This window comes from Nocardioides furvisabuli (assembly GCF_021083185.1).
GTDB lineage: Bacteria > Actinomycetota > Actinomycetes > Propionibacteriales > Nocardioidaceae > Nocardioides > Nocardioides furvisabuli.
Genome location: NZ_JAIGQB010000008.1, coordinates 103009 through 126234, shown reverse-complemented (window position 1 = coordinate 126234; position 23226 = coordinate 103009). Strand labels below are relative to the sequence as shown.

The 23226-nt window shown below is 72.8% G+C and carries 16 protein-coding genes; 12 read left to right on the top strand and 4 right to left on the bottom strand.

Annotated features, from left to right (window positions below; all coding sequences use genetic code 11):
* Positions 1-27: 27 nt before the first annotated feature.
* Positions 28-2730: a DNA polymerase I gene (gene polA / locus K4G59_RS15550; RefSeq protein WP_231251977.1), complete on the top strand. Its 2703-nt coding sequence runs from the start codon at positions 28-30 to the stop codon at positions 2728-2730.
* A complete protein-coding gene (locus tag K4G59_RS15545; protein ID WP_231251976.1) occupies positions 2730-2873 on the top strand; it encodes a hypothetical protein in 144 nt (47 codons plus the stop codon). Before polA ends, K4G59_RS15545 begins: the two co-directional genes overlap by 1 nt.
* Before the next feature lie 120 nt (positions 2874-2993).
* Here K4G59_RS15545 and K4G59_RS15540 read toward each other — a convergent pair whose 3' ends face one another.
* Together K4G59_RS15540 and K4G59_RS15535 are read right to left on the bottom strand one after the other, a co-directional pair.
* Positions 2994-4238, bottom strand: a complete 1245-nt coding sequence (locus K4G59_RS15540) for a lipopolysaccharide biosynthesis protein (protein ID WP_231251975.1) — start codon at positions 4236-4238, stop codon at positions 2994-2996.
* A 65-nt stretch (positions 4239-4303) separates the two neighbouring features.
* Complete coding sequence (locus K4G59_RS15535; protein ID WP_231251974.1) at positions 4304-6154, bottom strand: hypothetical protein; 1851 nt, start codon at positions 6152-6154, stop codon at positions 4304-4306.
* A gap of 140 nt (positions 6155-6294) precedes the next feature.
* Here K4G59_RS15535 and K4G59_RS15530 point away from each other — a divergent pair, with 140 nt between their 5' ends.
* The 7 genes from K4G59_RS15530 to pgfA all read left to right on the top strand — a co-directional run bounded on the left by K4G59_RS15530 (position 6295) and on the right by pgfA (position 17190).
* Positions 6295-10311 (top strand): alpha-(1->3)-arabinofuranosyltransferase domain-containing protein, encoded by a 4017-nt coding sequence (locus tag K4G59_RS15530; protein WP_231252044.1) that lies wholly within the window; start codon positions 6295-6297, stop codon positions 10309-10311.
* Positions 10308-12170: a hypothetical protein gene (locus tag K4G59_RS15525; RefSeq protein WP_231251973.1), complete on the top strand. Its 1863-nt coding sequence runs from the start codon at positions 10308-10310 to the stop codon at positions 12168-12170. The genes K4G59_RS15530 and K4G59_RS15525 overlap by 4 nt, the downstream gene beginning before the upstream one ends.
* 2 nt (positions 12171-12172) lie before the next feature.
* Positions 12173-13933 carry an MmpA family trehalose lipid delivery protein gene (locus K4G59_RS15520; protein WP_231251972.1) on the top strand — a complete coding sequence of 587 codons (1761 nt, stop codon included), beginning with the start codon at positions 12173-12175 and terminating at the stop codon, positions 13931-13933.
* 34 nt (positions 13934-13967) lie between these two features.
* On the top strand, positions 13968-14108 hold the full coding sequence (locus tag K4G59_RS15515; protein ID WP_207085194.1) for a hypothetical protein: 141 nt from the start codon (positions 13968-13970) through the stop codon (positions 14106-14108).
* Positions 14105-14968 (top strand): glycosyltransferase, encoded by an 864-nt coding sequence (locus K4G59_RS15510; RefSeq protein WP_231251971.1) that lies wholly within the window; start codon positions 14105-14107, stop codon positions 14966-14968. Before K4G59_RS15515 ends, K4G59_RS15510 begins: the two co-directional genes overlap by 4 nt.
* Complete coding sequence (locus K4G59_RS15505; RefSeq protein ID WP_231251970.1) at positions 14961-16145, top strand: glycosyltransferase family 4 protein; 1185 nt, start codon at positions 14961-14963, stop codon at positions 16143-16145. Before K4G59_RS15510 ends, K4G59_RS15505 begins: the two co-directional genes overlap by 8 nt.
* Positions 16146-16251: 106 nt before the next feature.
* Positions 16252-17190: a cell envelope lipid trafficking protein PgfA gene (pgfA, locus tag K4G59_RS15500; protein ID WP_269210234.1), complete on the top strand. Its 939-nt coding sequence runs from the start codon at positions 16252-16254 to the stop codon at positions 17188-17190.
* A gap of 44 nt (positions 17191-17234) precedes the next feature.
* Here the strand turns inward: pgfA and K4G59_RS15495 are convergent, their stop codons facing one another.
* Positions 17235-17945, bottom strand: a complete 711-nt coding sequence (locus K4G59_RS15495) for a class I SAM-dependent methyltransferase (protein ID WP_231251968.1) — start codon at positions 17943-17945, stop codon at positions 17235-17237.
* A 72-nt stretch (positions 17946-18017) separates the two neighbouring features.
* Between K4G59_RS15495 and K4G59_RS15490 the strand changes: the two genes are divergently transcribed.
* From K4G59_RS15490 to K4G59_RS15480, 3 genes are read left to right on the top strand one after another with little or no spacing between them, the layout of a single operon-like run.
* Positions 18018-18980: an AAA family ATPase gene (locus tag K4G59_RS15490; RefSeq protein ID WP_231251967.1), complete on the top strand. Its 963-nt coding sequence runs from the start codon at positions 18018-18020 to the stop codon at positions 18978-18980.
* A gap of 35 nt (positions 18981-19015) precedes the next feature.
* Entirely contained in the window at positions 19016-20155 is a 1140-nt protein-coding gene (locus K4G59_RS20565) for a DUF58 domain-containing protein (RefSeq protein ID WP_231251966.1), read from the top strand.
* Complete coding sequence (locus tag K4G59_RS15480; protein ID WP_231251965.1) at positions 20152-22476, top strand: transglutaminase TgpA family protein; 2325 nt, start codon at positions 20152-20154, stop codon at positions 22474-22476. The genes K4G59_RS20565 and K4G59_RS15480 overlap by 4 nt, the downstream gene beginning before the upstream one ends.
* 11 nt (positions 22477-22487) lie before the next feature.
* Here the strand turns inward: K4G59_RS15480 and K4G59_RS15475 are convergent, their stop codons facing one another.
* Complete coding sequence (locus tag K4G59_RS15475; RefSeq protein ID WP_231251964.1) at positions 22488-23213, bottom strand: class I SAM-dependent methyltransferase; 726 nt, start codon at positions 23211-23213, stop codon at positions 22488-22490.
* Between the last annotated feature and the right edge of the window lie 13 nt (positions 23214-23226).

Below are 23226 nucleotides of genomic sequence, written 5' to 3'. Positions count from 1 at the left end.
GTCGGTGACGACGGATAGAGTCGGCGGGTGCCTGAGACGAGCGAGACGACGCGCCCACGCCTCCTGTTGCTGGACGGCCACTCCCTGGCCTACCGGGCCTTCTTCGCGCTGCCGGTGGAGAACTTCGCGACGGCCACGGGGCAGCACACCAACGCCGTCTACGGGTTCACCTCGATGCTGGTCAACGTGCTTCGCGACGAGGCCCCCACGCACGTCGCAGTGGCCTTCGACCGCTCGCGCCAGACGTTCCGCCTCGAGCAGTACAGCGAGTACAAGGCCAAGCGCAACAAGACCCCCGACGAGTTCAGCAGCCAGCTGCCGCTGATCCGGCGGGTGCTCGACGCGCTCTCGATCGCCCACCTCGACCTCGAGGGCTACGAGGCCGACGACATCATCGCCACGCTCGTGACCGAGGCGCTCGCCGAGGGCATGGAGGTGCTGATCCTCACCGGCGACCGCGACTCCATCCAGCTCGTCACCGAGTCCTCCACCGTGCTCTACCCCATGCGCGGCGTGAGCGACCTGGCGCGGCTCACCCCGGCCTACGTCGAGGACAAGTACGGCGTCCCGCCGCACCGCTACCCCGAGCTCGCGGCCATCGTCGGCGAGACCTCCGACAACCTTCCCGGCGTCCCCGGCGTCGGCCAGGGCTACGCGGCGAAGTGGATCAACCAGTTCGACGGCCTCGACAACGTCATCGCCCGCGCCGACGAGGTGACGGGCAAGAAGGGCGAGGCGCTGCGCGCGCACCTCGGCGACGTGATCCGCAACCGCCAGCTCAACGCACTGGTCCGCGACCTGAGCCTGCCCGTCCGCCCCGGCGAGCTCGTACGCCGCCCCTGGGACCGCACCGGAGGACTCGAGCTCCTCGACGAGCTGGAGTTCCGCGGCGAGCTGCGCACCCGGCTGCTCGACACCATCGACCCCGAGCCCGACGACGCGACGGAGGCCGAGGCCGGCTTCGAGCTGGAGGGACGCCGCCTCGGCGCCGGGGAGGCAGCCGCGTGGCTGGACGAGCACGCGCCGGCGGGGGAGCGCGTCGGGGTGTCGGTCCACGGCACCTGGCGCGCCGGCACCGGCGAGGTGCTCTCGGTCGCCGTGGCCACGAGCACGGGCGACGCCGCCTGGGTCGACGTGGCCGACATCGGGCCCGAGGACGACGCCGCGGTGGCGGCGTGGCTCGCCGACCCGTCGCGTCCCAAGGCGCTGCACGACGCCAACGGTCCGAGCCTGGCCCTGGCTGCCCGCGGGTGGACCCTCGCAGGGCTGGACGTCGACACCGCCCTGGCCGCCTACCTCGTCCAGCCCGACCAGCGCTCCTACGACCTGGCAGACCTGACCCTGCGCTACCTCAAGCGCGAGCTGCGCCAGGACGCCGTCGACGCTGACCAGCTCAGCTTCGACGCCATGGACGACACCACGGCGAGCGACACCGCCATGCTCACCGCGCGCGCAGTCCTCGACCTCGCCGACGCGCTCGACGGCGCCGTGGAGGAGCACGGCGGCACCCGCCTGCTCAGCGAGGTCGAGCTGCCGCTGATCGGCACGCTCGTGCGGATGGAGCAGGTCGGCATCGCGGTGGACACCGACTACCTCGAGGGCCTCGAGGCCGAGTTCGGCGAGCAGGTGCGGGCCGCGGCGACCGACGCCTATGACGTCATCGGCAAGGAGATCAACCTCGGCTCGCCCAAGCAGCTGCAGGTGGTTCTCTTCGACGAGCTCGACATGCCGAAGACCAAGCGCACCAAGACCGGCTGGACGACCGACGCCGACGCCCTGCAGCAGCTGTTCGAGAAGACCGAGCACCCGTTCCTGCAGCACCTGCTGCGCCACCGCGACGTGATCCGGCTGCGCCAGACGGTCGAGGGGCTGCTCAAGACCGTTGCCTCCGACGGGCGCATCCACACCACCTACAACCAGATCATCGCGGCCACCGGGCGCCTCTCCAGCACCGACCCGAACCTCCAGAACATCCCGATCCGCACCGAGGCGGGCCGTCGGATCCGTGAGGGCTTCGTCGTCGGTGAGGGCTTCGAGTCCCTGATGACGGCCGACTACAGCCAGGTCGAGATGCGCATCATGGCCCACCTCTCCGAGGACGAGCTGCTCATCGAGGCCTTCCGGTCCGGGCAGGACTTCCACTCGATCACCGCCGCGCGCGTCTTCGACGTCGACGCAGCTGCCGTGAGCGTCGAGCAGCGGGCCAAGATCAAGGCGATGAACTACGGGCTCGCCTACGGCCTGTCCGCCTTCGGCCTGTCCCAGCAGCTGCGGATCGACACCTCCGAGGCCCGCGGGCTGATGGACGAGTACTTCGAGACCTTCGGCGGAGTGCGCGACTACCTCGGCGGCATCGTCGACGAGGCCCGTCGCTCCGGCTTCACCGAGACGATCCTCGGACGCCGCCGCTACCTGCCCGACCTCACTACCGACAACCGTCAGCGTCGCGAGACCGCCGAGCGGATGGCCCTCAACGCCCCGATCCAGGGCTCGGCCGCCGACCTGGTGAAGGTCGCGATGCTCGGGGTGGAGCAGGCGCTGGCCGAGCAGGGCCTGCGCTCGCGCATGCTGCTCCAGGTGCACGACGAGCTCGTCTTCGAGGTCGCCCCGGGCGAGGGTGACGACCTCGCCGCGCTCGTGCGGGCCGAGATGGGCGGCGCCGCGGACCTCGCTGTGCCGCTCGACGTCTCGATCGGCACCGGCCGCAGCTGGCACGACGCCGCGCACTGATGGACGCAGGGCTGTGGGTCACGTCCTGCGACACCGACACGAGCCTCGCGGTCGCCGCCCGCCTGTTCGACCTCTACCGGCGCCACTACGGCGAGTCGACGGGGATGCGCTCGCCGCAGGCGCGACCCGGCTGTCCCTCGTGACCGAGCCGGACAACGTCGCCGCGCTCGGCCTGTACCGCAGGATGGGATTCCGGCCGGTGGAGGGCTTGGCGCCGCTCAGCCTGGACCTCGCGCCCGGGACCACGACCTAGGGGCACTGCCTCAGCCCGGTGCGCGGGTGGCCGCAGGCGCGGCCCGGCTCGCCAGCCGGAGGCTGGCGAGCGTCAACACCGTCAGCAGGACGGCGTCGACGGCCACCACCACGGTGACCAGGGCGGCGACCGACTCGACCCGCAGGCCGAGGACGACCAGCACGACCAGAGCTGCCCAGACCAGGAGGACCGATCTCCGCGCCTGTCGCGCCAGGACGGCGTACACCTGCAGCTGGAGCATGGCCAGCACCGTGCCGAGTGCGGCGAAGACCCAGAGCAGGTCCTCCACCTCGCCGAAGTCGGCGCCGCCGACGAAGAACATCGCGACGGGGGACAGCACCTTGGCCGCCACGACGGCGAGGCAGCCGAGGACGCCGATCGCCAGCAGGCTGCGCACCAGCGCGCGCTGCCGGCTCTCGGTCGACGCCATGTCCGGGAAGGCGACCACCACCACGAACTGCGGCAGGAACAGCATCACCTTGGCCATGATCAACCCGGCGGCGTAGAGGCCGGCGTCGTGGTCGTCGAGCACCTGGCGGGCGATGACGATGTCGACGCTGGAGAGGGCGAAGTAGGCAAAGAGCACCTGCGCGTTGTGGGCGCTCTCGACCAGCATCGAGTGTCCCGAGTGCTCGGGCGGGACGACGTCCGGCGTACGCCGGTCGCGCAGGACCCACCACCCCACGACCAGCGGGAACAGGAAGCCGATCGCGACGCCCAGCAGTGCGCTGGTCGCGCTCGGGCGCCACAGCACGAGCGACGTGCCGACGAGCAGGCGCGGCAGACCCTGTGCGAGGTAGAACACCGCAAGCGCGCCCCAGCGACGCTCGCCCTGCAGGATGCCGGCCTGGCCGCCTGCCAACGTCAGCGGGACGGCGGCGACCGCGACCACCGCGGCGGTGACGAGGCTGTCGAGGTTGAGCAGCGCATCGATCGCGGGGACCAGCAGCAGGAGCAGCAGCCCGACCGCGAGGGAGACCTTGCCGGCGAGGGCCAGGATGGCCCGCTCGATGGCGGCGACGTTGCCACGGTCCACCGCGATGCGGCGCGCGGCCGTGGCCTGGAGGCCGAGGGCGCCGACCTGCACGACGATGAGCAGGCTCAGGCAGGCGGCGAAGGCGCCGTACTCGCTGGGTCCCACCGCGCGGGCAGCCACGATGGTGAAGCCGTAGGTCGCGACGTTCATCGCGCTGGTGGCGACCGCGACCCGGCCCCCGCCCGACAGCGCCCGGCGTGCGCTCGAAGGCTCGGACATGGCCGCCACCCTAGGACGCTCCCGCCGACGCGGCCGTGCTCAGCTCCACGAGGAGGTCTCCCGGTCTAGCCCCACGGTGATGCGTCCGTTGCCGAGAACGTGCCGACGAAGACCCGGGTCACGCAGACCGGTCCACCGTCCGGGTCCACGGTCACCTCGAACGAGGTCACGCTGTCGGTGACCTGGAAGTGGACGGCGTTCAGCCCGGCGTCGAGGGAGAGCTCGACGGCCTCGTGGTCGGTGGTGACCGTCGCCCGGGTGGCCTCGTCGGCGAAGTAGTCCATCCGGACCCCCCATCCCCAGGGGTAGAGGTCGGTGGTGAGGGGGATCTCGGTGCGCTGGCCCGGGTCCACCAGGAACCCGCACCTGCTGTTGGTGGGAGGGACGTTCGCTGCCGCGAGGTTGGCCACCTCGGCCACCTTGAGCCGCCCCGTGCCATCGGGCATCACGAGGAGATCTGAAGGCGCGTCGAAGCGCAGCGGCAGGTCGAGCGGGGCGAGCATCCGCCGCAGCTCTGCGTACTTCATGAAGATGACTGGGTGCAGGACGTGCTCGGGCGACAGCGTGTTCACCACGGCCGCACCTCCGGCCCGGGTGCTGTCCGCGACGACGGCGTCCACCCACGGACGGGGAGAGCTCTCGCGCGCGGTCCGCCACGCAGTGACGTTGACCCCGACCATCGCCACCGTGACCACGATAGCCAAGATCGCCAGCCCCGCCCCGCCGAGGCGTGGGACAGCACCGGACGCGGGCGCCGGACGGCGGGTGGCCCCTCCCGGGGGCTCGACGACGGTGCGTGTCGTCAGGAGGGCGATGACGAGTGCGGCCACCGGCAGGATGTCGGCGGAGTAGCGACCCATGCCCTCTGTCCCTTGGTGGAGGAACCGTGCCGACGTGACGAGGAGTCCCCAGTTGACGGTCGTGTACGCGAGGACGCAGGCAAGTGCCGGCGCGCTGTGCCTCCTGATCGCGAGAGCTGCGACGACCAGCAATAGGAGCAGTCCGGTCAGCGCGGCGGTGAGCATCGGGGGAGCCGGGTCGTAGAGGTCCCACGCGTCGCTCAGCCGCTGGAACGGGCCCCCGAAGAGAGTCGGGACACCGACGTCCTGGGCGGATGCGGTGAAGAACCTCTGCCAGTCGGCGGCCGTCCGCGCCCCGAACTCCGTGCGCGGGATCGCCAGCTCGCCGACCCGGCGCGTGGCCAGGTAGACAGCGGTGTACGCCGCGCTCACGGCGGTCGGCAGGGCGAGAACCCTGACCGTCGACACGAGCCGGGTTCGCCCCTGCCCTGGCGACATCACCCAGGCCACGAGCGCCAGCGGGATCATGACGAGCAGCGCCTTCTGCCAGAAGAACAGTCCTGCGCCGTAGCTGACCAACAGCCAGATCATGTCACTCCGGCGGCGCCCTCTCAGGAGGTAGCGCGACACGAACAGCACGCACAGCCCCATGCACAGCTGCAGGGGCAGGATCTGGAGAGCCGATGCCCACCAGATGCTGGGCAGGAGCAGCAGGGGAGACAGTGACAGGAAGGCGAGTGGGAAGAGCAGGCGAAGGCGCTCCCCGAACATCTCCCGCAACGCCGCCGCCCACGCGAGGAGCGACGCAACGGCGAAGAACGTGAGGACGAGCGCCGCCCATCCGTAGTCGAGGGGCGCGACTGCGGTCAGTGCCCAGGTGAGGAGGAACTGCCCGGGCATCAGGTGGCTGTTGTATCCCTGGAAGACGTACTCGACGAAGCCCATCTCCTGGGTCTGCTCGAGGTAGAACCAGTCGTCGGCGAACCACGACCAGTGCCAGCCGGTCCACCACCTCCAGGCCGCTGTCACCAGGACGAGCACCAGGAGGCCGACCCGGAAGCCGCTGATGGGCGCCTCGGCAAGCGGCGGGCGGGCAACCATGCCACGTGATGTCACGGCAACTCCATCGTGTCGATCGGCGCGGGTGCTGGGGCGCGCCACCGCCGAACTGTATGCACCGACACCACCCGGCGCTCCACGAGGGGTTAACATCCACCCGGTTTCGTCTGTGAGGGAAGTGGGGGGCCGTGGCGACGATGGTCGAGGAGCCCGTCTCGACCCGCCCCCGGATCGCGGACTGGGCGGTCTACGCGCTCATCCTCTTCTTCTCGATGATCCAGGAGTTCGGGCGCACGACGCTGGACACCCGCATCGAGCTCGCCGAGCGGCCCGCGTCCTTCCTGGCCGGCGCCTTCACGCTGTGGCACGACACCACGAACTTCGGCGAGCTGCTGAACCAGGCCTACGGCTACCTCTTCCCCCAGGGCGCCTTCTTCGTGCTGGTGGAGTGGTCGGGCCTTCCGGCCTGGGTCGGCCAGCGCCTGTGGACCGCGCTGGTGCTGATCGTCGCGTTCGAGGGTGCGCGCCGCTGCGCTCGGGTGCTGGGTCTGTCCTGGCACCCCGCGACGCTCGCCGGGCTCGTCTTCGCGATGAGCCCGCGCATGCTGGGGACCGTCGGGGTGATCAGCGCGGAGAGCCTCCCGGGCGCGGTTCTCCCGTGGGTCGTCCTGCCCGTCCTGCTGGTCGCCCGCGGTCGGATCGGGCACGTCCGGGCCGCGGTGCTGAGCGCCGCCGCCGTGGTCTGCATGGGAGGCGTCAACGCGGTCGAGGTGATCGGCTCGCTGCCGATGCCGCTGCTCCTCGCCTGCTGGGTCGCGTGGCGCCGCCTGGTCCCACGCTCGTTCCTGGGGTGGTGGTGCGGGCTGGTGACGCTGGCCTGCACGTGGTGGCTCCTCCCGCTGCTCGCGCTCGGGCGCTACAGCCCGCCCTTCTACGAGTACGTCGAGAGCGCCAGCAACACCACCGGCGCGATCGGCTGGTCCGAGGCGCTGCGTGGTGACTCGCACTGGGTGGCCTTCATCTCGACCGGCGGCCAGGGCTGGTGGCCGGCGGCGCACGCCCTGATGTTCGACCCGCTCCTGGTGCTCGTCGCAGCGGTGGTGACCGGCGTGGGCCTCCTGGGCCTCCTCCACCTCCCCAACGTCATGCGTGCACCGCTGGTGACCGGCGCCGCCGTCGGGCTCGCGGCCCTGACCATCGCTCACGGCGGGTGGGAGGGGAGCCCCTTGTCGGGCTTCTTCCTCGACGCTCTCGAGGGCCCGCTGCAGGTCTTCCGCAACGTGCACAAGGTCGACCCCACGGTGCGCTTCGCCGTCGCGATGGGCTTCGGCCATGCCGTCGCGGTCGTGATCACCCGGCTCCGCGCCACGACGGCGTCGGACCGCTGGGCGACGGTCGTCCCGGTGCTCGCGGGAGCACTCGTGCTCGTCCTGGGCCAGCCGTTCCTGCTCAACGACTCGCGCTCCCCGGGCTGGAAGGAGGTCCCCTCGGCGTGGACCGGGGCGTACGACTACCTCGCCGAGCGTCAGGACGGCACCACCACCCTCGTCGTGCCGGGCTCCGGCTTCGCATTCCAGTCGTGGGGCTGGACCTATGACGAGCCGATGCACGCCCTCGGCGACGAGGTGCGCTGGGCCACCCGCAGCCAGATCCCGATCATCCCCGGACAGTCGATCCGGGTGCTGACGGCCATCGACCGGCTGGTCTCGCAGGGCCAGGCCGACACGAACCTCTCCGAGCAGCTCGCGCGCGCCGGCATCGGGCACGTGCTGGTGCGTCGCGACCTCAACCGCGGGTTCACGTCCTCGCCCCCTCCGGCCGGGGCGGGTGTCTCCCTCGACTCCGCCGGTCTGCGGAGCGTGGCGACCTTCGGTGGTCCTGCCGAGGCCGGCCCGGAGATCGAGATCTTCGCGGTGCCCGACCGGTTGCCGCGGATCAGGTCCACCGTCCGCAGCGACGTGGCCACCGTCGCCGGCTCGCCCGAGGCCTGGCTGCCGCTCCAGGGAGCCGGGCTCCTCGACCCTGAGCGCGCGACCGTGATGCAGGGCGACGTGGGCTGGTCGGACGAGAGCGCCACGATCGTCACCGACACCAACCAGCGGCGCGAGCGCGCCTTCGGGCGGGTCGAGGAGTCGCTCTCCACCGTGCTGGAGGACGGCGAGCTCTACCGCTTGGACCGCTCGGTGCCGGACTACCCCGTCACCCCCGGCAGCGAGCAGGTCGTGGCGACGTACGGCAAGGGTGGCTCCGTCCGCGCCTCGAGCTCCCAGGGGTACGCCGACGCCTACGGGGCCGTCGTGCCCCAGGCCGGGCCGCAGGCCGCCTTCGACGGCAACAACCGCACGCGATGGGTCTCCTCGCTCAGCGGCAGAGCGCGGGAGCAGTGGTTGAGGGTGAGCTTCGCCGAGCCACGGGCTCTGCGTCGCGTCGGCGTGCTGCCGGTCGTCGACGACCGGTCGATGGCGCCGGTGCGGACCCTGCGGGTGCGTACGTCGCGCGAGAGCGTCGACGTCGACACCAACCCCGCCGGCGCAATGGTCGAGGCGACGCTCGGCGGCGAGCCCGTGGACTGGGTGGAGGTCCGCGTGGTGGCCGTCGCGACCGTCCCCGAGCGCAACCAGGTGGCCATCGCCGAGGTCACCCTCGATGGCGCCTCCCTCCCGCGGACGCTCGCGCTGCCGGAGCCGCTCCACCGCGGTGACGACCTGCTCCTCACCGCCGAGCCCGGGACCCGCGCCTGCCGGGCGACAGGGACGCTGCCCGAGTGCGACCTGGCGCGGGTCCGTGCGGGGGAGGAGCCCGACGGCATGCGTCGGCGGGTCGAGGTGCCCCAGGGTGCCAGCTTCACCTTCCAGGGCCTTGCCGTGGCCCGCGCGTCGCGGTCGGCCGCGCTGCTGCTCGAGCCCTTCCTGTCGGAGCAGACGGTCGGGGCCACCTCGATCCTCGGCGACGACCCGTTGGTCGCCAGTCGCTTCGCCTACGACGGGCGGCTCGACACCCACTGGGTCCCGTCCCCGCGCGACCGGCAGCCGACCCTCCTCTTCCAGTGGGGCGTGCCGCGCCGCATCACCGCGGTGCGGCTCCCGGACGGGGGCCAGGTCGCTCCGGGATACAACCGGATCGTGGTCCGCGGCGGCGGTCGCGTCGAGCGACTGACGGTGACGGGGGAGACGACCCGGCTGCGCCGCCCCATCTACGCCGACTACCTCGAGGTGTCCTTCGTCAAGGACGAGGTCGAGGGCCTGGTGTCCGTGCCCGAGATCGACCTCGACGGCGGCGGCGTCGTACGCCCCTTCGACCCCGACCTGCCCACCGGCTCGCAGTGTGGCCTCGGTCCCACGGTGACGGTGTCGGGCAACAAGCTTCCGACGAAGGTGGAGGGCACGCTCGGCGACGTGCTCAGCGGGGCGCCGATGAAGTTCACGACCTGCCGCCGGTGGGATCCCGACGGCCCCGGTCGGGTCACCTACGTCTCGCCCGGCACCCGCACCTTCCGCACCACCCCGACCGCGGAGTTCGACGTGGTGGCCCTCGCCGGCCGCACTGCACGGCAGGGCGGCGTCGAGCAGCGCGCCGTCGTGGTCGACGACGACGCCGCCGACAGCACCGGCCTCACCGCGCAGGTCGCCGAGGGACCCGAGTCGGTGCTCTCGATGCCCTCGAACTTCAACGACGGATGGGTCGCTCGCCTGGACGGACGCCGGGTGCCGGCGGTGCGGGTCGACGGCTGGCAGCAGGGCTGGATCGTCCCGGCCGGCGCCGGGGGTGTGCTCACCGTCGAGTTCGCGCCGCAGGGCGCCTACACCCTCCTCCTCGTCGGCGGTCTGGTCGCGGCCGGCTCCCTCCTGCTCGCCGCGCTCGTGCTGCTGGTGCTCGGTGCCCGCGCACGACGCAGGGGAGAGGTGGCGCCGTGGCGCGACCTGCCTGCGACGGGACGGGCCTCGGCCCGCACGCGCCTGGTCAGCGGGGTGCTGGTGGCCGTGGCGCTGGGGTGGGTCGCGGTCGCTGCCTACGTCGTCGGGTCGCTGTGGTCCGCGCGCGACCTGGCGCGGCTGCGTGGCACGGTGCTGGCCCTCGTCGTGGCATCGGGAGCGCTCGACGCGTGGCCGCAACCGGTTCCGACCTCGGTCGCGGACGCACTCGCGGTGGCGGCCGTCGGCACGGGCCTGGCCCTGTGCCTGCGGTGGCCGCTCCGGACGGAAGGTGGGCGATGAGCAGCACCACGGGACCGACGACCGCCGCGGCTGCTCGCCGGCGACGCAGCCCCTGGCTCGGGCCGCAGGGGTTGGCGGCAGCGCTCGTGCTGGTCGTGACGGCCGGCTGGCGCGGGGTGCTGCTCGAGGGCTCCTACTTCAACCAGGACGACTACTACCTGACGTCGCGGGCGCTCGCGCAGACCACGTGGTCGTGGAGCTATCTCATGGAGCCCGTGGCGGGACACGTGATGCCGCTGCAGCACGCTACCCACTGGCTGGTCGGGCACCACCTCCCGTTCGACTGGCAGTCGGTGGCGTTCCTGATCCTGCTGCTCCAGCTCACCTGCGGCATCATCGCCTGGCACCTGCTGAGCCACCTCCTGCCGGACCGGTGGGCACGGGTGCCGCTCCTCGCCCTGCTGATGTGGGCCCCCCTCACGCTGGCGACGACGCTCTGGTGGAGCGCGTCGATGAGCCTCTGGCCGCACCTGCTCAGCGCACTCGTCGCGGCCCTGGCCCTCGTGCGCGAACGCCTCGGCCGCGGCCGGTCCTGGATCAACATCCCGTTGTGCCTCGCTGCCTGCTTCTTCGGCCTGGCGTGGCACGAGCGGTCGGTGCTCATCGCCCCGCTCCTGGTCGGGCTGGCGCTCGCGCTGTCCCCGGCCGACGGCTGGCGACGCATCCCGGAGGCCCTGCGCCGCTTCTGGGTGCTGTGGGCGGCGTACGCCGTCGGGATGGTCGCCTACCTGTGGCTGCACGTCGAGATCACGACCGTGAGCGCAGGCACCGGGTCGGCGCGCAAGTACGTCGAGCTCTCGATCGCCTACGTCTTCGAGAACGCCCTGCCCGGTCTGGTCGGCGGACCATGGATGGCGGAGGTCCGGGGCGGGGCGGTGGTGCCCCCGGTGTGGGTCAGCGTGCTGAGCGGGCTCCTCGTCCTCGCAGTCGCGGTCGCGCTCCTGCGCCGGGGCGGCGCGGACGCGCGCTGGGCCCTCCTGCTCCTGCTCGTCTACCTCGCGCTCGACCTCGCGCTGGTGCTCGCCGGCCGCGTCGGCTTCGGTCGCATCCTCGGCTACGACCCGCGCTACGCCTCCGACCTGCTGCTGCCCGCCGTGCTCGCTGTCGCGCTGGCGCTGCGCAACCGCGGGCCCGGCGCCGACGGCACCTCCGCCCCGGCGGGAAGGAGCGTGCTGCGACGTGCCGGCGGTGCAGCGCCCGCGCTGGCGGTCACCGGGCTCGTCCTGGTGGCCAGCAGCTTCGGCACCGCGGTGCTGGTCCCCCACTTCCAGAACCCCCTCGACCGGGAGTACTGGTCCAACGTGCGCGCGGACCTCGCTCGGGACCCCTCCCAGGTCATCGTCGACGAGCTCGTGCCGCCCGAGATCCTGCTCCCGTTGCTGGGTGAGGAGGCCCTGGCGTCGAGCGTCTTCGCGCCGCTGCCCGAGACCCCGGTCTTCGACCAGCCCGCCCCCCAGCTGCGCACCCTCAGCGGCACGGGTCGCCTCGAACCGGTGACGCTCCTGCTGCCCCAGCCCATGAAGCCCGGCCCCGACCCCGGCTGCGGCTACGCGGTGTCGGACGAGCCGCGCAAGGTCAGGCTGCAGGCTGCGATCGCCGGACGCTTCGTGGCGCGCATCAGCTACTTCACCGACACCCCCACCGACATGTCGGTGACCGTCGGCGACCACGAGGCACGCTTCCGCGCGTTCGACGGCCCGAACGATGTGTGGGTCGTCGTCCCGGACCAGCTGGTCTCGCGCACCTTCACGTTCGAGCAGGTCGGCCCGCCCGACGGCTCCGGCGACGCCGGCGGCGAGGACCCGGTCGGCACGGTCTGCATCGCCGGTCTGGTCGCAGGCGTGGCGGAGGGCTCCTGACCGTGCACGGGTCGGACGGCGCACGGCCGCACCCTCGTACGCGGGTGGCCGCGGCCGCGCCCGACCTGCTCACCGCCGGCGTGAGCGTCGTGATCGCCCTCGTGGTGCTCGGGCCGGCGCTGCTCGCTTCGGGCTCGGTGCTGCGCGGCGACATGGTCTTCGTGCCGCACCAGCCGTGGAAGGACGCATGGCTCGGTCTGGACGGAAGCGTGCCGCGGGCCGTGCCGATGGACGCGCTCGTGTCCCTCGCCACGAAGGTGGTCCCGGGAGGGTGGCTGCAGAAGATCCTCCTGCTGTCGTCGTTCGTGGTGGCCGGAACCGGCATCGGACGCCTGGTCCGCCGCGTGGTGGGCGGGTCCTCCTGGGCCGCGGTCGCCGCCGTGGCGGCGTACCTGTGGAACCCGTGGGTCGTCGAGCGGCTCTCGATCGGGCAGTGGGCGACCGTCGTCGGCTACGCCCTGCTGCCGTGGGTGGTCCTGGCCGCGTGGCGGGTGCGGGACGACGCGACGCGCTGGCCGATGCTGCTGGTGACCCTCGTGCTCAGCGCCGTGTGCAGCCCCTCGAGCGGGCTCACGGCCGCCCTGGTCGCCCTGGCCGTCGTGGTCACCCGGTGGCGTGCGGTCCTGGTCGTGGTGGCGAGCGTCGGCGTGGCCAACGCCCCGTGGCTGGTGCCGGGGCTCACGCTCGGTGACCGGGTCGACCTGGGCGGTGCGGCCGGGTTCGCGTCGTTCGGTGCCCGTGCCGAGTCGTCGCTGGGCGTGCTGCCGAGCGTGCTGTCCCTCGGGGGCATCTGGAAGGAGAGCGTGGTGCCGGCCGAGCGGACGTCCGCGCTCGTCGTGGCGGCGGCGCTCCTCCTCAGTGTCGTGGCGGTGCTCGCCCTGCTCCGTGCCCGCGTCGACAGGGGTCTCAAGCGGTCCCTGCTCGCGACCGGCGGGCTCGCCGTCGCGCTCGCGGTCGTGCCCGCCTGGGCGCCGGACGGCCTCGCCGACATCTCCCGCGTGGTGCCGGGGTTGTCGATCCTGCGGGACTCCCACCGCTACCTCGCTCCGCTCGCCCTCGTCCTGTCGCTCGGCGTGGCCCTCGTCGTGGTCGCCCTGCGCCGCCGGGCCGCCGCGGGACAGGAGGGACTGCTGGTGCCCACGCTGGCGTTGCTCGCGGCCCCGGCGCTGCTGCTGCCGAGCGCGGCCTGGGGGCTCGCCGGTGACCTGCGCCCGGTCACCTACCCCGCCGAGTGGGACACCGTGTCAGCGATCCTCGCCGAGGACGACGCCGCCGGTTCCGGTGACACCATCGTGCTCCCGTGGGTCGGCAGCTATCGCCGGCTCGGCTGGAACGACTCCCGCGCCTCCCTCGACCCGGCCCCGCGGCTGCTGCCCGGGGAGGTGCTCATCGACGACCGGATCGTGCTGCCGGACCGCGTCCTGCCGGGGGAGGACCCCCGCGCGGCGCAGGTGACCGGTGCGCTCGAGGAAGCCGACGCCGCGCAGGCGCTGCACGACGTCGGCGTGCGGTGGGTCCTGGTGGAGAAGCCCGTGCCACGCGCGTACGACGCCCCGCCCGGCACGGTCGTCCACGACGGACGCTGGCTCACCCTCGTCGACCTCGGACCCGCCGCGCAGGTCGACGACCCGCGGGCCGGCGGCGCCGGACGTAGGGCCGTGATCCTGGCGGCTGACGCGGTCGCTGTGGTGGGACTGTTCGTGGCGATCGTCACCTTTGCCCGTCGCAGGGGTTATGCTCCCCCCGGCCGGACTGGCGAGTAACTAACCGTCGCGGCCTCATTCTGGGAGGGTTCTTGTGAACAGCATCGTCATCTCTGGTGTGTCCGGCCTCGTCGCGGCACTCGTCGTCTCCGTGGGCGGCGTCAACGCGGTCAAGTCCATGACCGCCGGCGAGCCCGTCGCGCAGTCCTCCATCGGCGGGTACGCGGACGAGTGACCGCCCGACCTGCCGAGGTCGGCGGGAACGCCGGGCACGAGGCCGGTCCGATGATCCAGGTCGTCGTCCCGGCCTACAACGAGGCGCAGCGCCTGCCGCGCACCCTCGTCCTCCTCGGCTCCTGGATCGGTGAGGCGCACCCCGACTGGGCCGGTCGCCTCGAGGTGCTGGTCGTCGACAACGCCAGCACCGACGGCACCGCCGACGTCGCGCGGATGCTGTCGACCCCCCAGGTCCCGGTCTCGGTGCTCCACTGCCCCGAGCCCGGCAAGGGTGCCGCGGTCCGCGCCGGCATCCTCGCCACCACCGCCGACCTCGTCGCCTTCGTCGACGCCGACGGCGCCACCTCCTTCGACGCCTTCACCCAGGCGGTCGAGCACATCCGCCGCGGCGCGGACGTGGCCATCGGCTCGCGAGCGGTGTCCGGCTCGGTGACCATGGCGCGCCACAGCGGTCTTCGCGAGCGCGGGGCGGCGGCCTACCGCTGGTGCACCGCACGCCTGGTCGAGGACGTGCGCGACACCCAGTGCGGCTTCAAGGTCTTCCGCGGGCCCCTCGCGCGGCAGGTCTTCGCCGACACGCACACGGCCGGCTTCTCCTTCGACGTCGAGGTCCTCGGCCGCGCGCAGCTCCTCGGTGCCAGCATCGCGGAGTTCCCCGTCACCTGGGTCGACGTGCCCGGCTCGACCTTCGACCCCGCCCGGCACGGCGTCCAGTCCTTCGCCCAGCTCGCTGGGATCGCGCTGATGCTGCGACGGGCCCAGCGACGGGCCCAGCGACGCGTCCCGGCCGCGCCGGTCGACGCCTCGGTGACGCCCCTCGTGCCACCCGCGTCGGCCGACCTCGCGCTGGATGCCTGAGCCCGGCTCCCTCGACGGCGTCCGTGCGGTCGTCGTCAACTGGCGCGACCTCGACCACAGCCTCGCCGGTGGGTCGGAGCACTACGCCTGGGAGTATGCCCGCGCCCTGCAGGAGGCCGGGGCGCGCGTGGAGTTCCTGACCGCGCGTGACCGCCACCAGCACGCGACCGACGAGCGCGACGGGATCCCCGTGCTCCGCGGCGGCAGCGCGATGACGTTCTACCCGTGGGCCGCCTGGCAGCTGCTGCGGCGCCGTCGTCGTCTCGACGTGGTCATCGACCCCGAGTGCGGCATCCCGACCTTCTCGCCGCTCTTCGTACGTCGCCGGACCGCAGTGGTGCTGCTCGTGCACCACGTGCACCAGGAGCAGTTCCGCACCTACTTCCCGCGTCCGCTCAGCACGCTGGGCAGGTGGCTCGAGGGGTGGCTGATGCCGCGCGTCTACCGCTCCGTGCCGACGTACGCCGTCTCGCGGTCCACCGCCGAGGAGATGCGCGAGCTCCTCGCGTGGGAGGGTCCCATCGGCATCCTGCAGAACGGCGCGACCGACCGCGCGGGGGAGGCGCACGCGAGCCCCGGCGCGCCGGCCCACGTCGCCGTGCTGGGCCGCCTCGTGCCCCACAAGCGGGTCGACGCGGTGGTGCGCGCGATCGTCTCGCTCAAGCCCGAGCTCCCCGACCTGCGCCTCGACGTCATCGGCCGCGGACCGGAGGCCGACGCGCTGGCCGCGCTGGTCGCCGAGCTGGACGCGGGCGGCTACGTGACGCTCCACGGCTACCTCCCTGACGATGAGCGTGATGCCGTGCTGGCGCGCAGCGGGCTGCACGTGTGCGCATCCGACGCCGAGGGCTGGGGGCAGGTGGTCATCGAGGCCGCTGCGCACGGCCTGCCGACGGTGGGCCGCGACGTGCCCGGCCTGCGGGACTCCATCGTCGACGGGGAGACCGGGTGGTTGGTCGAGGCCGACTCGGGCGAGCGGCTGCCCGAGGTGCTGGCCGAGCGCATCCATCACGCCGTCACCGTGCTCGGCGACACCACCGAGCGCGAGCGACTGGTCGCGGGCTGCCGTCAGTGGGCCTCGGGCTTCACGTGGGAACGGATGCACACCGAGGCGGTGGCGGCCACGGTGGCCGCCCTTGAGGACCGTGACCTACCCGCGAGTTCTACTCGCGCGTAACTACTTGACACAACATGGGTCGGACACGGTGCCAAGGCCCGATCCCGCTGCTACTGTGACGCTCGATCTGCGGCCAGCAGGCGCTTCGGAGGGAGAACAGATTCACATGCGACGTATCCTCGGCCCCGTCTTGGTGGGGCTTGGCTGCTTCTTCTTGGCAGTCGCTCTCCTGGTGAGGTTCTACGCCTACCCCGAGCTGGCGGTGGCACCGGTGAACCAGAACAGCGTCACCAAGCTCCAGGCAGAGGACGCCACCTACTTCAACACCTCCACCCTCTCCGAGGAGCAGACCGACCTGTCGGTGCAGAACCTCACCCTGGGTGACGCCGAGGCGACCGAGGAGGCCGGCGACGACGTACGCGTGTGGTTCGGCTCGCAGTCCATCCGCGCCGCGGACGGCACCATCATCTCCCGCAGCCAGGAGCGCGTGGCCTTCGGCGCCACCGACGGTGCGGCGGTCAACTGCTGCGATGCCTTCACCGAGACCACGGAGGGCGAGCGCACCGCCGCCAACCGCGAGGGACAGGTCTACAAGCTGCCCTTCAACACCCAGAAGCAGACCTACCAGTGGTGGGACGGCACGCTGGGCGAGTCGATCGACATGGAGTTCGTCGAGGAGACCGACATCGACGGCCTGACCGTCTACCGCTTCGAGTCCGACGTCCCGGCCACCGAGGTCGGCACCCGTGAGATCCCGGGCTCGCTGGTCGACTCCGACGAGCCGTCCGTCACGGCCACCACCATCTACGAGAACAGCAGGACGCTGTGGGTGGAGCCCGAGACCGGCGCGATCGTCGACCGCAACGAGAGCACCCGCACCAGCCTGGAGTACGAGGGCGAGGAGGCGATCGTCGCGACCGACGCCAACCTCGAGTACACCGACGAGACCGTCGCGACCAACCGCGAGGACCTCGGCGACCTGGGCCGGCAGCTCGCGCTCGCCCGCACCACCGCGCCCATCGTGCTCGGTGTCCTCGGTCTGCTGCTGCTGGGCCTCGGCATCCTGCTGGCTCGTCGCCGCAGTGCCGACTCGAGGGCCGCCTAACCCTCCCCGAACAGCATCAGGGAGACGGCCAGCCGTCTGTCACATCAGCCTCGTGGTCCGGGCTTGCTCGCCCGGACCACGAGGCTGATGCCTTTCCTGGCGCCGACAGGAAGGAGCGACTCCAGCCCGACGGCGGCGCGCAGGCCGGCGTTGAGCACCGGGTGCACGGGCTCCATCTCGCTCTCGCTCTCGGAGTGCCGGCGCCGCCGCGCCTTGGCGACCGGGCGCAGCAGGACGTTCCACGAGCGGACGTCGTCGACGTGCAGTCCCACCGACTCCACGAGCGCGACGAGGCCATCGCGGTCGTAGCGACGGACGTGGCCGAGCGCGACGTCGTGGCCGCTCCAGAGGTCCATCCCCGCCGGGACCGCGACGAGCAGGCGACCGCCCGGGCGCAGCACGCGCGCGGCCTCGGCGGCCACCTGGTCGTCCTCGACGACGTGCTCCCACATGTCGGTCGACATCACCAGGTCGAAGGTCTCGTCGGGGAACGGCAGGTGGCGCGCGTCGCCGCGCAGCACCGGGAGCTGTCGGGCACGGGCGAGCCTCGCCGCCGCGGGCGAGTACTCCAGGCCGGTCACCGACCAGCCGAGGTCGCGCAGCACGGCGGTGTTGCCGGCCGACCCGCAGCCGACGTCGAGGGCGCGGCCCGGCGGGACCTGGCGCACGAGGCGCCGGACCAGCGCCCGGCGGCCGGCGTACCACCAGTGCTTCTGCTCGAGCTGTGCCGACTTCCGGATCTCGTCCTCGTCCACGCGGGCGAGCCTAGAGCACCCGCTTCGGCGCATCCGCCCACCGCCCGAGGGAGACCTCACTAGGATTCGGCCATGGTCACCCAGGACGACGTCGACAGGTTCGCAGAGCAGTTCGACGCCATGGCGGCCAACATCGAGCAGGCGCTGCTCGGCAAGGACCACCTCGTGCGCCTGACGCTGAGCTGTCTGGTCGCCAACGGCCACATCCTGCTCGAGGACTACCCCGGCACAGGCAAGACGATGCTCGCCCGCGCGCTGGCCAACACCATCCACGGCTCGCACGCCCGCATCCAGTTCACCCCCGACCTGCTGCCCTCCGACGTCACCGGGGTGACGGTCTTCGACCAGCACACCTCGCGCTTCGACTTCCACCCGGGCGCGGTCTTCCACAACCTCCTCCTGGCCGACGAGATCAACCGGGCCTCGCCCAAGACGCAGTCGGCGCTGCTCGAGGTGATGGAGGAGGGACACGTCACCGTCGACGGGGTGACGCACGACGTGCCCCGCCCCTTCATGGTGATCGCCACGCAGAACCCGATCGAGCAGGCGGGGACCTACCGACTGCCCGAGGCCCAGCTCGACCGCTTCCTCGTCAAGACCTCCGTCGGCTACCCCGACGCCGACGCCACCGAGACGCTGCTGCGCGGCAGCGCCATCCGCGACCGCGCAGGGCTGGTGTCCCCGGTCGCGGGTCTCGGTGACGTCACCGCGATGGGCGAGGTGGCCGATCGCGTCCACGTCGACGACGCCCTCATCCGCTACGTCCGGCTCGTCGCCGAGGCGACCCGCGACCACCCCGACGTGCGCGTCGGCCTGTCTCCCCGCGGTGCGCTGGCGCTCATCCGGGTCGCCAAGGTGTGGGCCGCCGCCGCGCGCCGCACGCACGTCGTCCCGCACGACGTCGCGACCCTGGCCACCCCCGTCCTCAACCACCGGCTGCTGCTGCGTCCCGAGGCCGTGTTCGGCGACACCACGGTGGAGGCGGTGATCGACGACATCGTCGCGTCGGTCGCCGCGCCCACCGGTCGCGGGTGATGGCGCCGGCGGTCCTGAGGGGCGCGACGGCGGCCGTGCGACGAAGGGTCACCCCCACGGGATGGGGCCTGGGTGGGCTCGCGCTCGTGGCGGCCTGGCTGGGGGAGCGCTACCAGTGGACCGAGCTCGTCCACCTCGCTGCCACCGTCGGGGTCGTGCTGGCGCTGGGTGCGGTGACCGTGCTGCTGCCCCGGCGCGCGGTGGTCGAGCTGGAGCTGCGGCCCTCCCGCGTCACGGTGGGCGACGGCGCGGTGGCCGCACTCGACGTTCGCGCCCACCGGCTACCGCTGCTCGCGCCGACCTTCGTCGTGCCCACCGCGGGGGATGCGCGCGGCGTACGCCCGTCGCTCGTGACGACCACCCGCCCGGCCCGGGTCGACCTGACCCTGCCCACCGAGCACCGCGGCCTCGTGGACGTGGGCCCGGCGGTCCACGTGCGCACCGACCTGTTCGGCGCGTTCCGCCGCGAGCGCGCGGTGACCCCGACCCTCCTCCTGCACGTGCGCCCCAGGATCGCGCACCTCCCGTCGCTGTCGGCCGGAATGGTCCACGACCTCGAAGGGGTGCCCAGCGACCGGCTCACGGCCAGCGACTTCTCGTTCCACGCGCTGCGCGAGTACGTGCCCGGTGACGACCCGCGCCACGTCCATTGGAAGTCGTCCGCCCGCGCCGGGTCGCTCCTGGTGCGCCAGTTCCAGCTCACCCGCCACAGCCACGCCTCCGTGCTGCTCGACCCGCACCGGGACAGCTACGTCGACTCGGCTGAGTTCGAGCTCGCGGTCTCGGCCGCCACCTCGGTCGCCGTCCGTGCGGCCCAGGACGGCTTCGAGGTGGCGTTCGCGTGCGGCGACGAGGTGACGGTGACGACCGAGGTCTCCTCGCTGCTGGACCTGGCGTGCCGGTTCACCTGGGGCAGCAGCGACCTCCAGCACACCTGTGCCCGGGTCTCGGGCGGGATGGGTGGCAGCAGCCTCGTGGCCACGGTGACCGGGAGCCGGGCCGACGGGGCGGCCGTGCGCCGCGCCGTCAGTCACTTCCCGACATCGGCCGACGTCCTCAGCGTGCGCGCCGACCACGGCGCCGAGCCCCGCACCGCACGCAGCGGTCGGTCCACCTCCCTCGTGGTGGACGACCTCCCGCACCTGGCGTCCCTGCTCGCGAAGAGCCTCGGATGACGACCGCGGAGCGCGCTCCCGAGCACCGCCCGACCTCGTGGGCGGACGTGGTCGCACCGGTGGTGCTCGTGCTCGTCGTCCTGACCGCGCTGGAGGGCAGCTACTCCGACCGCTCCTACCTCGTCGTCGGCGGGCTCGGGGCCGTGATGGCCACGGCGCTGGCCACCGTCGCCTGGACGCAGGGTCGCTCGCGCTCGGAGCTCGTGCTCACGCTGCTGGTCCTCTTCGCCCCGCTCGGAGCGCTGGTTTCGCGCCACGAGGGTGACCTCGTGACGGTCCCGGGGCCGGACTCCATGTCCGCGGTCCTCACCGGCGCGGTGACCGGGCCGGGTGAGCTGCTGAGCACGATCCCGCCGGCGGACGCCGCGGGCGCACCGCTGGTCCTCACCTTCATCCTCGGCTACGTCCTGGCCGGGAGCTGCGCGGCGCTGGCGCTCTTCAGCCGGCGTCCGGTCCTGCCGCTGCTGCCCGTCCTGCTCGGCTTGGTGCTCACCACCCTGCTCGGTGTGCAGGACCCGGGTCTCGACGGCGTACGCCTGCTCGTGCTGGCTGCGACGGCCATAGCCTGGTCCTCCTCGCGCGGGCACCGGACCGGTCCGACGACCGTGCGCAACGCCGGAGCCGTCCGGTCCGCCGTCGCGCTGGTGGTGGCCGGGGGAGTCGCCGCACTGCTCGGGACCGTCATCGAGCCGCCGGCGCCGGCCGCCGACGACCAGCGGTGGGTGCTGCGCGGGCAGGTGGGCGCCGGCGAGGACGTGTCGCGGCTGGACAACCCCCTGTCCCGTTTCCGGAGCTTCACGCGCCAGCTCCCCGGCACGCCCGGCAACGTCTTCAACGAGACCCTCCTCAAGGTCTCCGGGCTGCCGCGCGACACCCCGCTGCGCTTCGTCACGCTCGACGTCTACGACGGCACGACCTGGAGCCCCGGCAACCGCACCGTGGAAGGCCGCAGCGACTCCCTCTTCCTGCGCATCGGCCAGGAGGTCGGCGCGCCGCTGCGTGGTCGTCCGGCGACCGTGGAGGTCAGGGTGCGCCGCGCGTACGAGGGCAGCAGCTGGCTCCCGCTCGCAGGACAGCTGACCTCGCTGGAGTTCACCTACCTCGACGGCCGCGCGCAGCGCGAGGACGTGAGGTACAACCCCGCCACGCTCACTGCGATGGTGCGCGGTGGGTTGGTGCGTCGCGACGACTACTCCTTCACGGCCGTGCTGCCGCCCTCGGAGCTGCGGGTCGCGATGGTGCCCTACCGGCGCGGCCGCAGCCAGCCCGAGGGCCGGTTCCTCGACGACGCCCTCGCTCCGTGGCGCCAGGCGTCCCTCACACCGATGCAGCGCGTGTTCAGCGTCGCCGACTACCTGCGCACCAACGGGCGCTACAGCGACGGCGCCGAGTCGTGGGAGCAACGCTTCACCGCCGGCCACGACGCCGCCCGGCTGGGGGCCGGGTTCTTCGAGGCCGAGCAGATGGTGGGCGACCACGAGCAGTACGCCGCCCTGCTCGCACTGGCGGCGAACCGCCTGGGCGTACCTGCACGGGTCGTGGTCGGCGCGGTGCCGGGCAAGGACGGGCTCGTGCGCGGGAGCGACGTGACGACGTGGGTGGAGGTGCGGGTGGCCGACGGCTCGTGGCGCGTGCTGCCGGCCGAGCTCTACCTCAGCACCCGAGCCCCGCGTCGCACCGATCCGCCGAAGCAGGACCCGGGTGCCTTCGTGGTCGCGGAGGAGGAGGCGGCGCAGAAGGAGAAGGAGAAGGATCCCCGTGCGCAGCCGCCCACCGCCGAGCCCGAGCGGAAGACCCTGCCGACGAGCGAGGAGCCGGAGGACTCGCGGGTGCCGAGGGTCATGGCCGGGGTGCTGGCGGCCCTCCTCCTGATCGGCGCCGTCCCGGCGGCCAAGTGGTGGCGCCGGCGCCGGCGGCGTACGTCGGGATCACCGGCCGACCGGGTGGCGGGCGCGTGGCAGGAGCTGCTCGACCTCGTCGTGGACCTCGGCCACCATGTGCCCGCGGGTGCGCCGCGGCCTATGCAGGCCGCCGTCCTGGGGCGCGGCGTCGACCTCGCCCGGATGGCGGACGGTGTCTTCGCGCTGGTGCCGCCCAGCGAGGACGAGGCGTCGCGCGCGTGGCAGGTCGTCGTCCGGGAGCGCCGCGACCTCCTCACGCAGCACGGCGTCCGGGGGCGGCTACGGGCCTGGTGGGGACCGGCGTCGCTGCGAGGCAGCGTCCGCAAGGCGGTGCGGCGGGCCTTCTCGGCCCCGACGCACGACGCTGTGCCGACGGTCACCCCCGAGCAGGAGTCGGCCGGCGAGTTCGTCGGGCGCTGAGCCCGGTCGGGTCACGCCCGACGGGCGGCCACCACGACGGAGGAGCCGAACGGCAGGTCGCGGGTGCGGAGCAGCCGCTGGTCGACACGGGTGGCACGCAGCAGTGCCCGCGCGAGCACCGGGTGCACCTGCGGGAGCTCGGGCTCGGTGCCCGAGGGCGCGGGTGCGGGCGCGGGGGAGCGGCGCTCGCTGATGCGGCGCCGCAGTCGGTCAGCGGCGAAGGCGGGGAAGGTGGCTCCGAAGGCGTACGTCGCCCGCTCGACGCGGAACCCCGCACCCGTCACCGCGTCCACCGCACGGCGCCTGGTGTAGCGCCGGTGGTGGTGGTTGGCCTCGTCGAACTCGGTCCACGCCCACTGGTAGGCCGGCACCGACATGAGGAAGACGCCTCCCGGGGCCAGCACGCGCGCCGCCTCGGCCAACGCGAGCGCCTCGGGGGCGCAGTGCTCGATGACGTCGAACGCAGCGACGACGTCGAACGACGCGTCGGCGAAGGGGAGCGCGGTCGCCGAGCCGCACACGCCGCCGGCGACGAGTCCCCGCGGATCGATGTCCATCGCGACCGCGAGCTCCGAGGCCGTCAGCCAGCCGACGCTCGGGCCGTCGGCGCTCCCCACGTCGAGGACCCGCCTGGCGCCGGCGGCGTACGGCTCCAGGACGGTCTGCAGCAGCCGTGCGCGGGCGGTGTACCACCAGTACTCAGGCGCGTTGAGCGACGGGGAACCTGCCGTGACCATGGCGCGAGTGTGT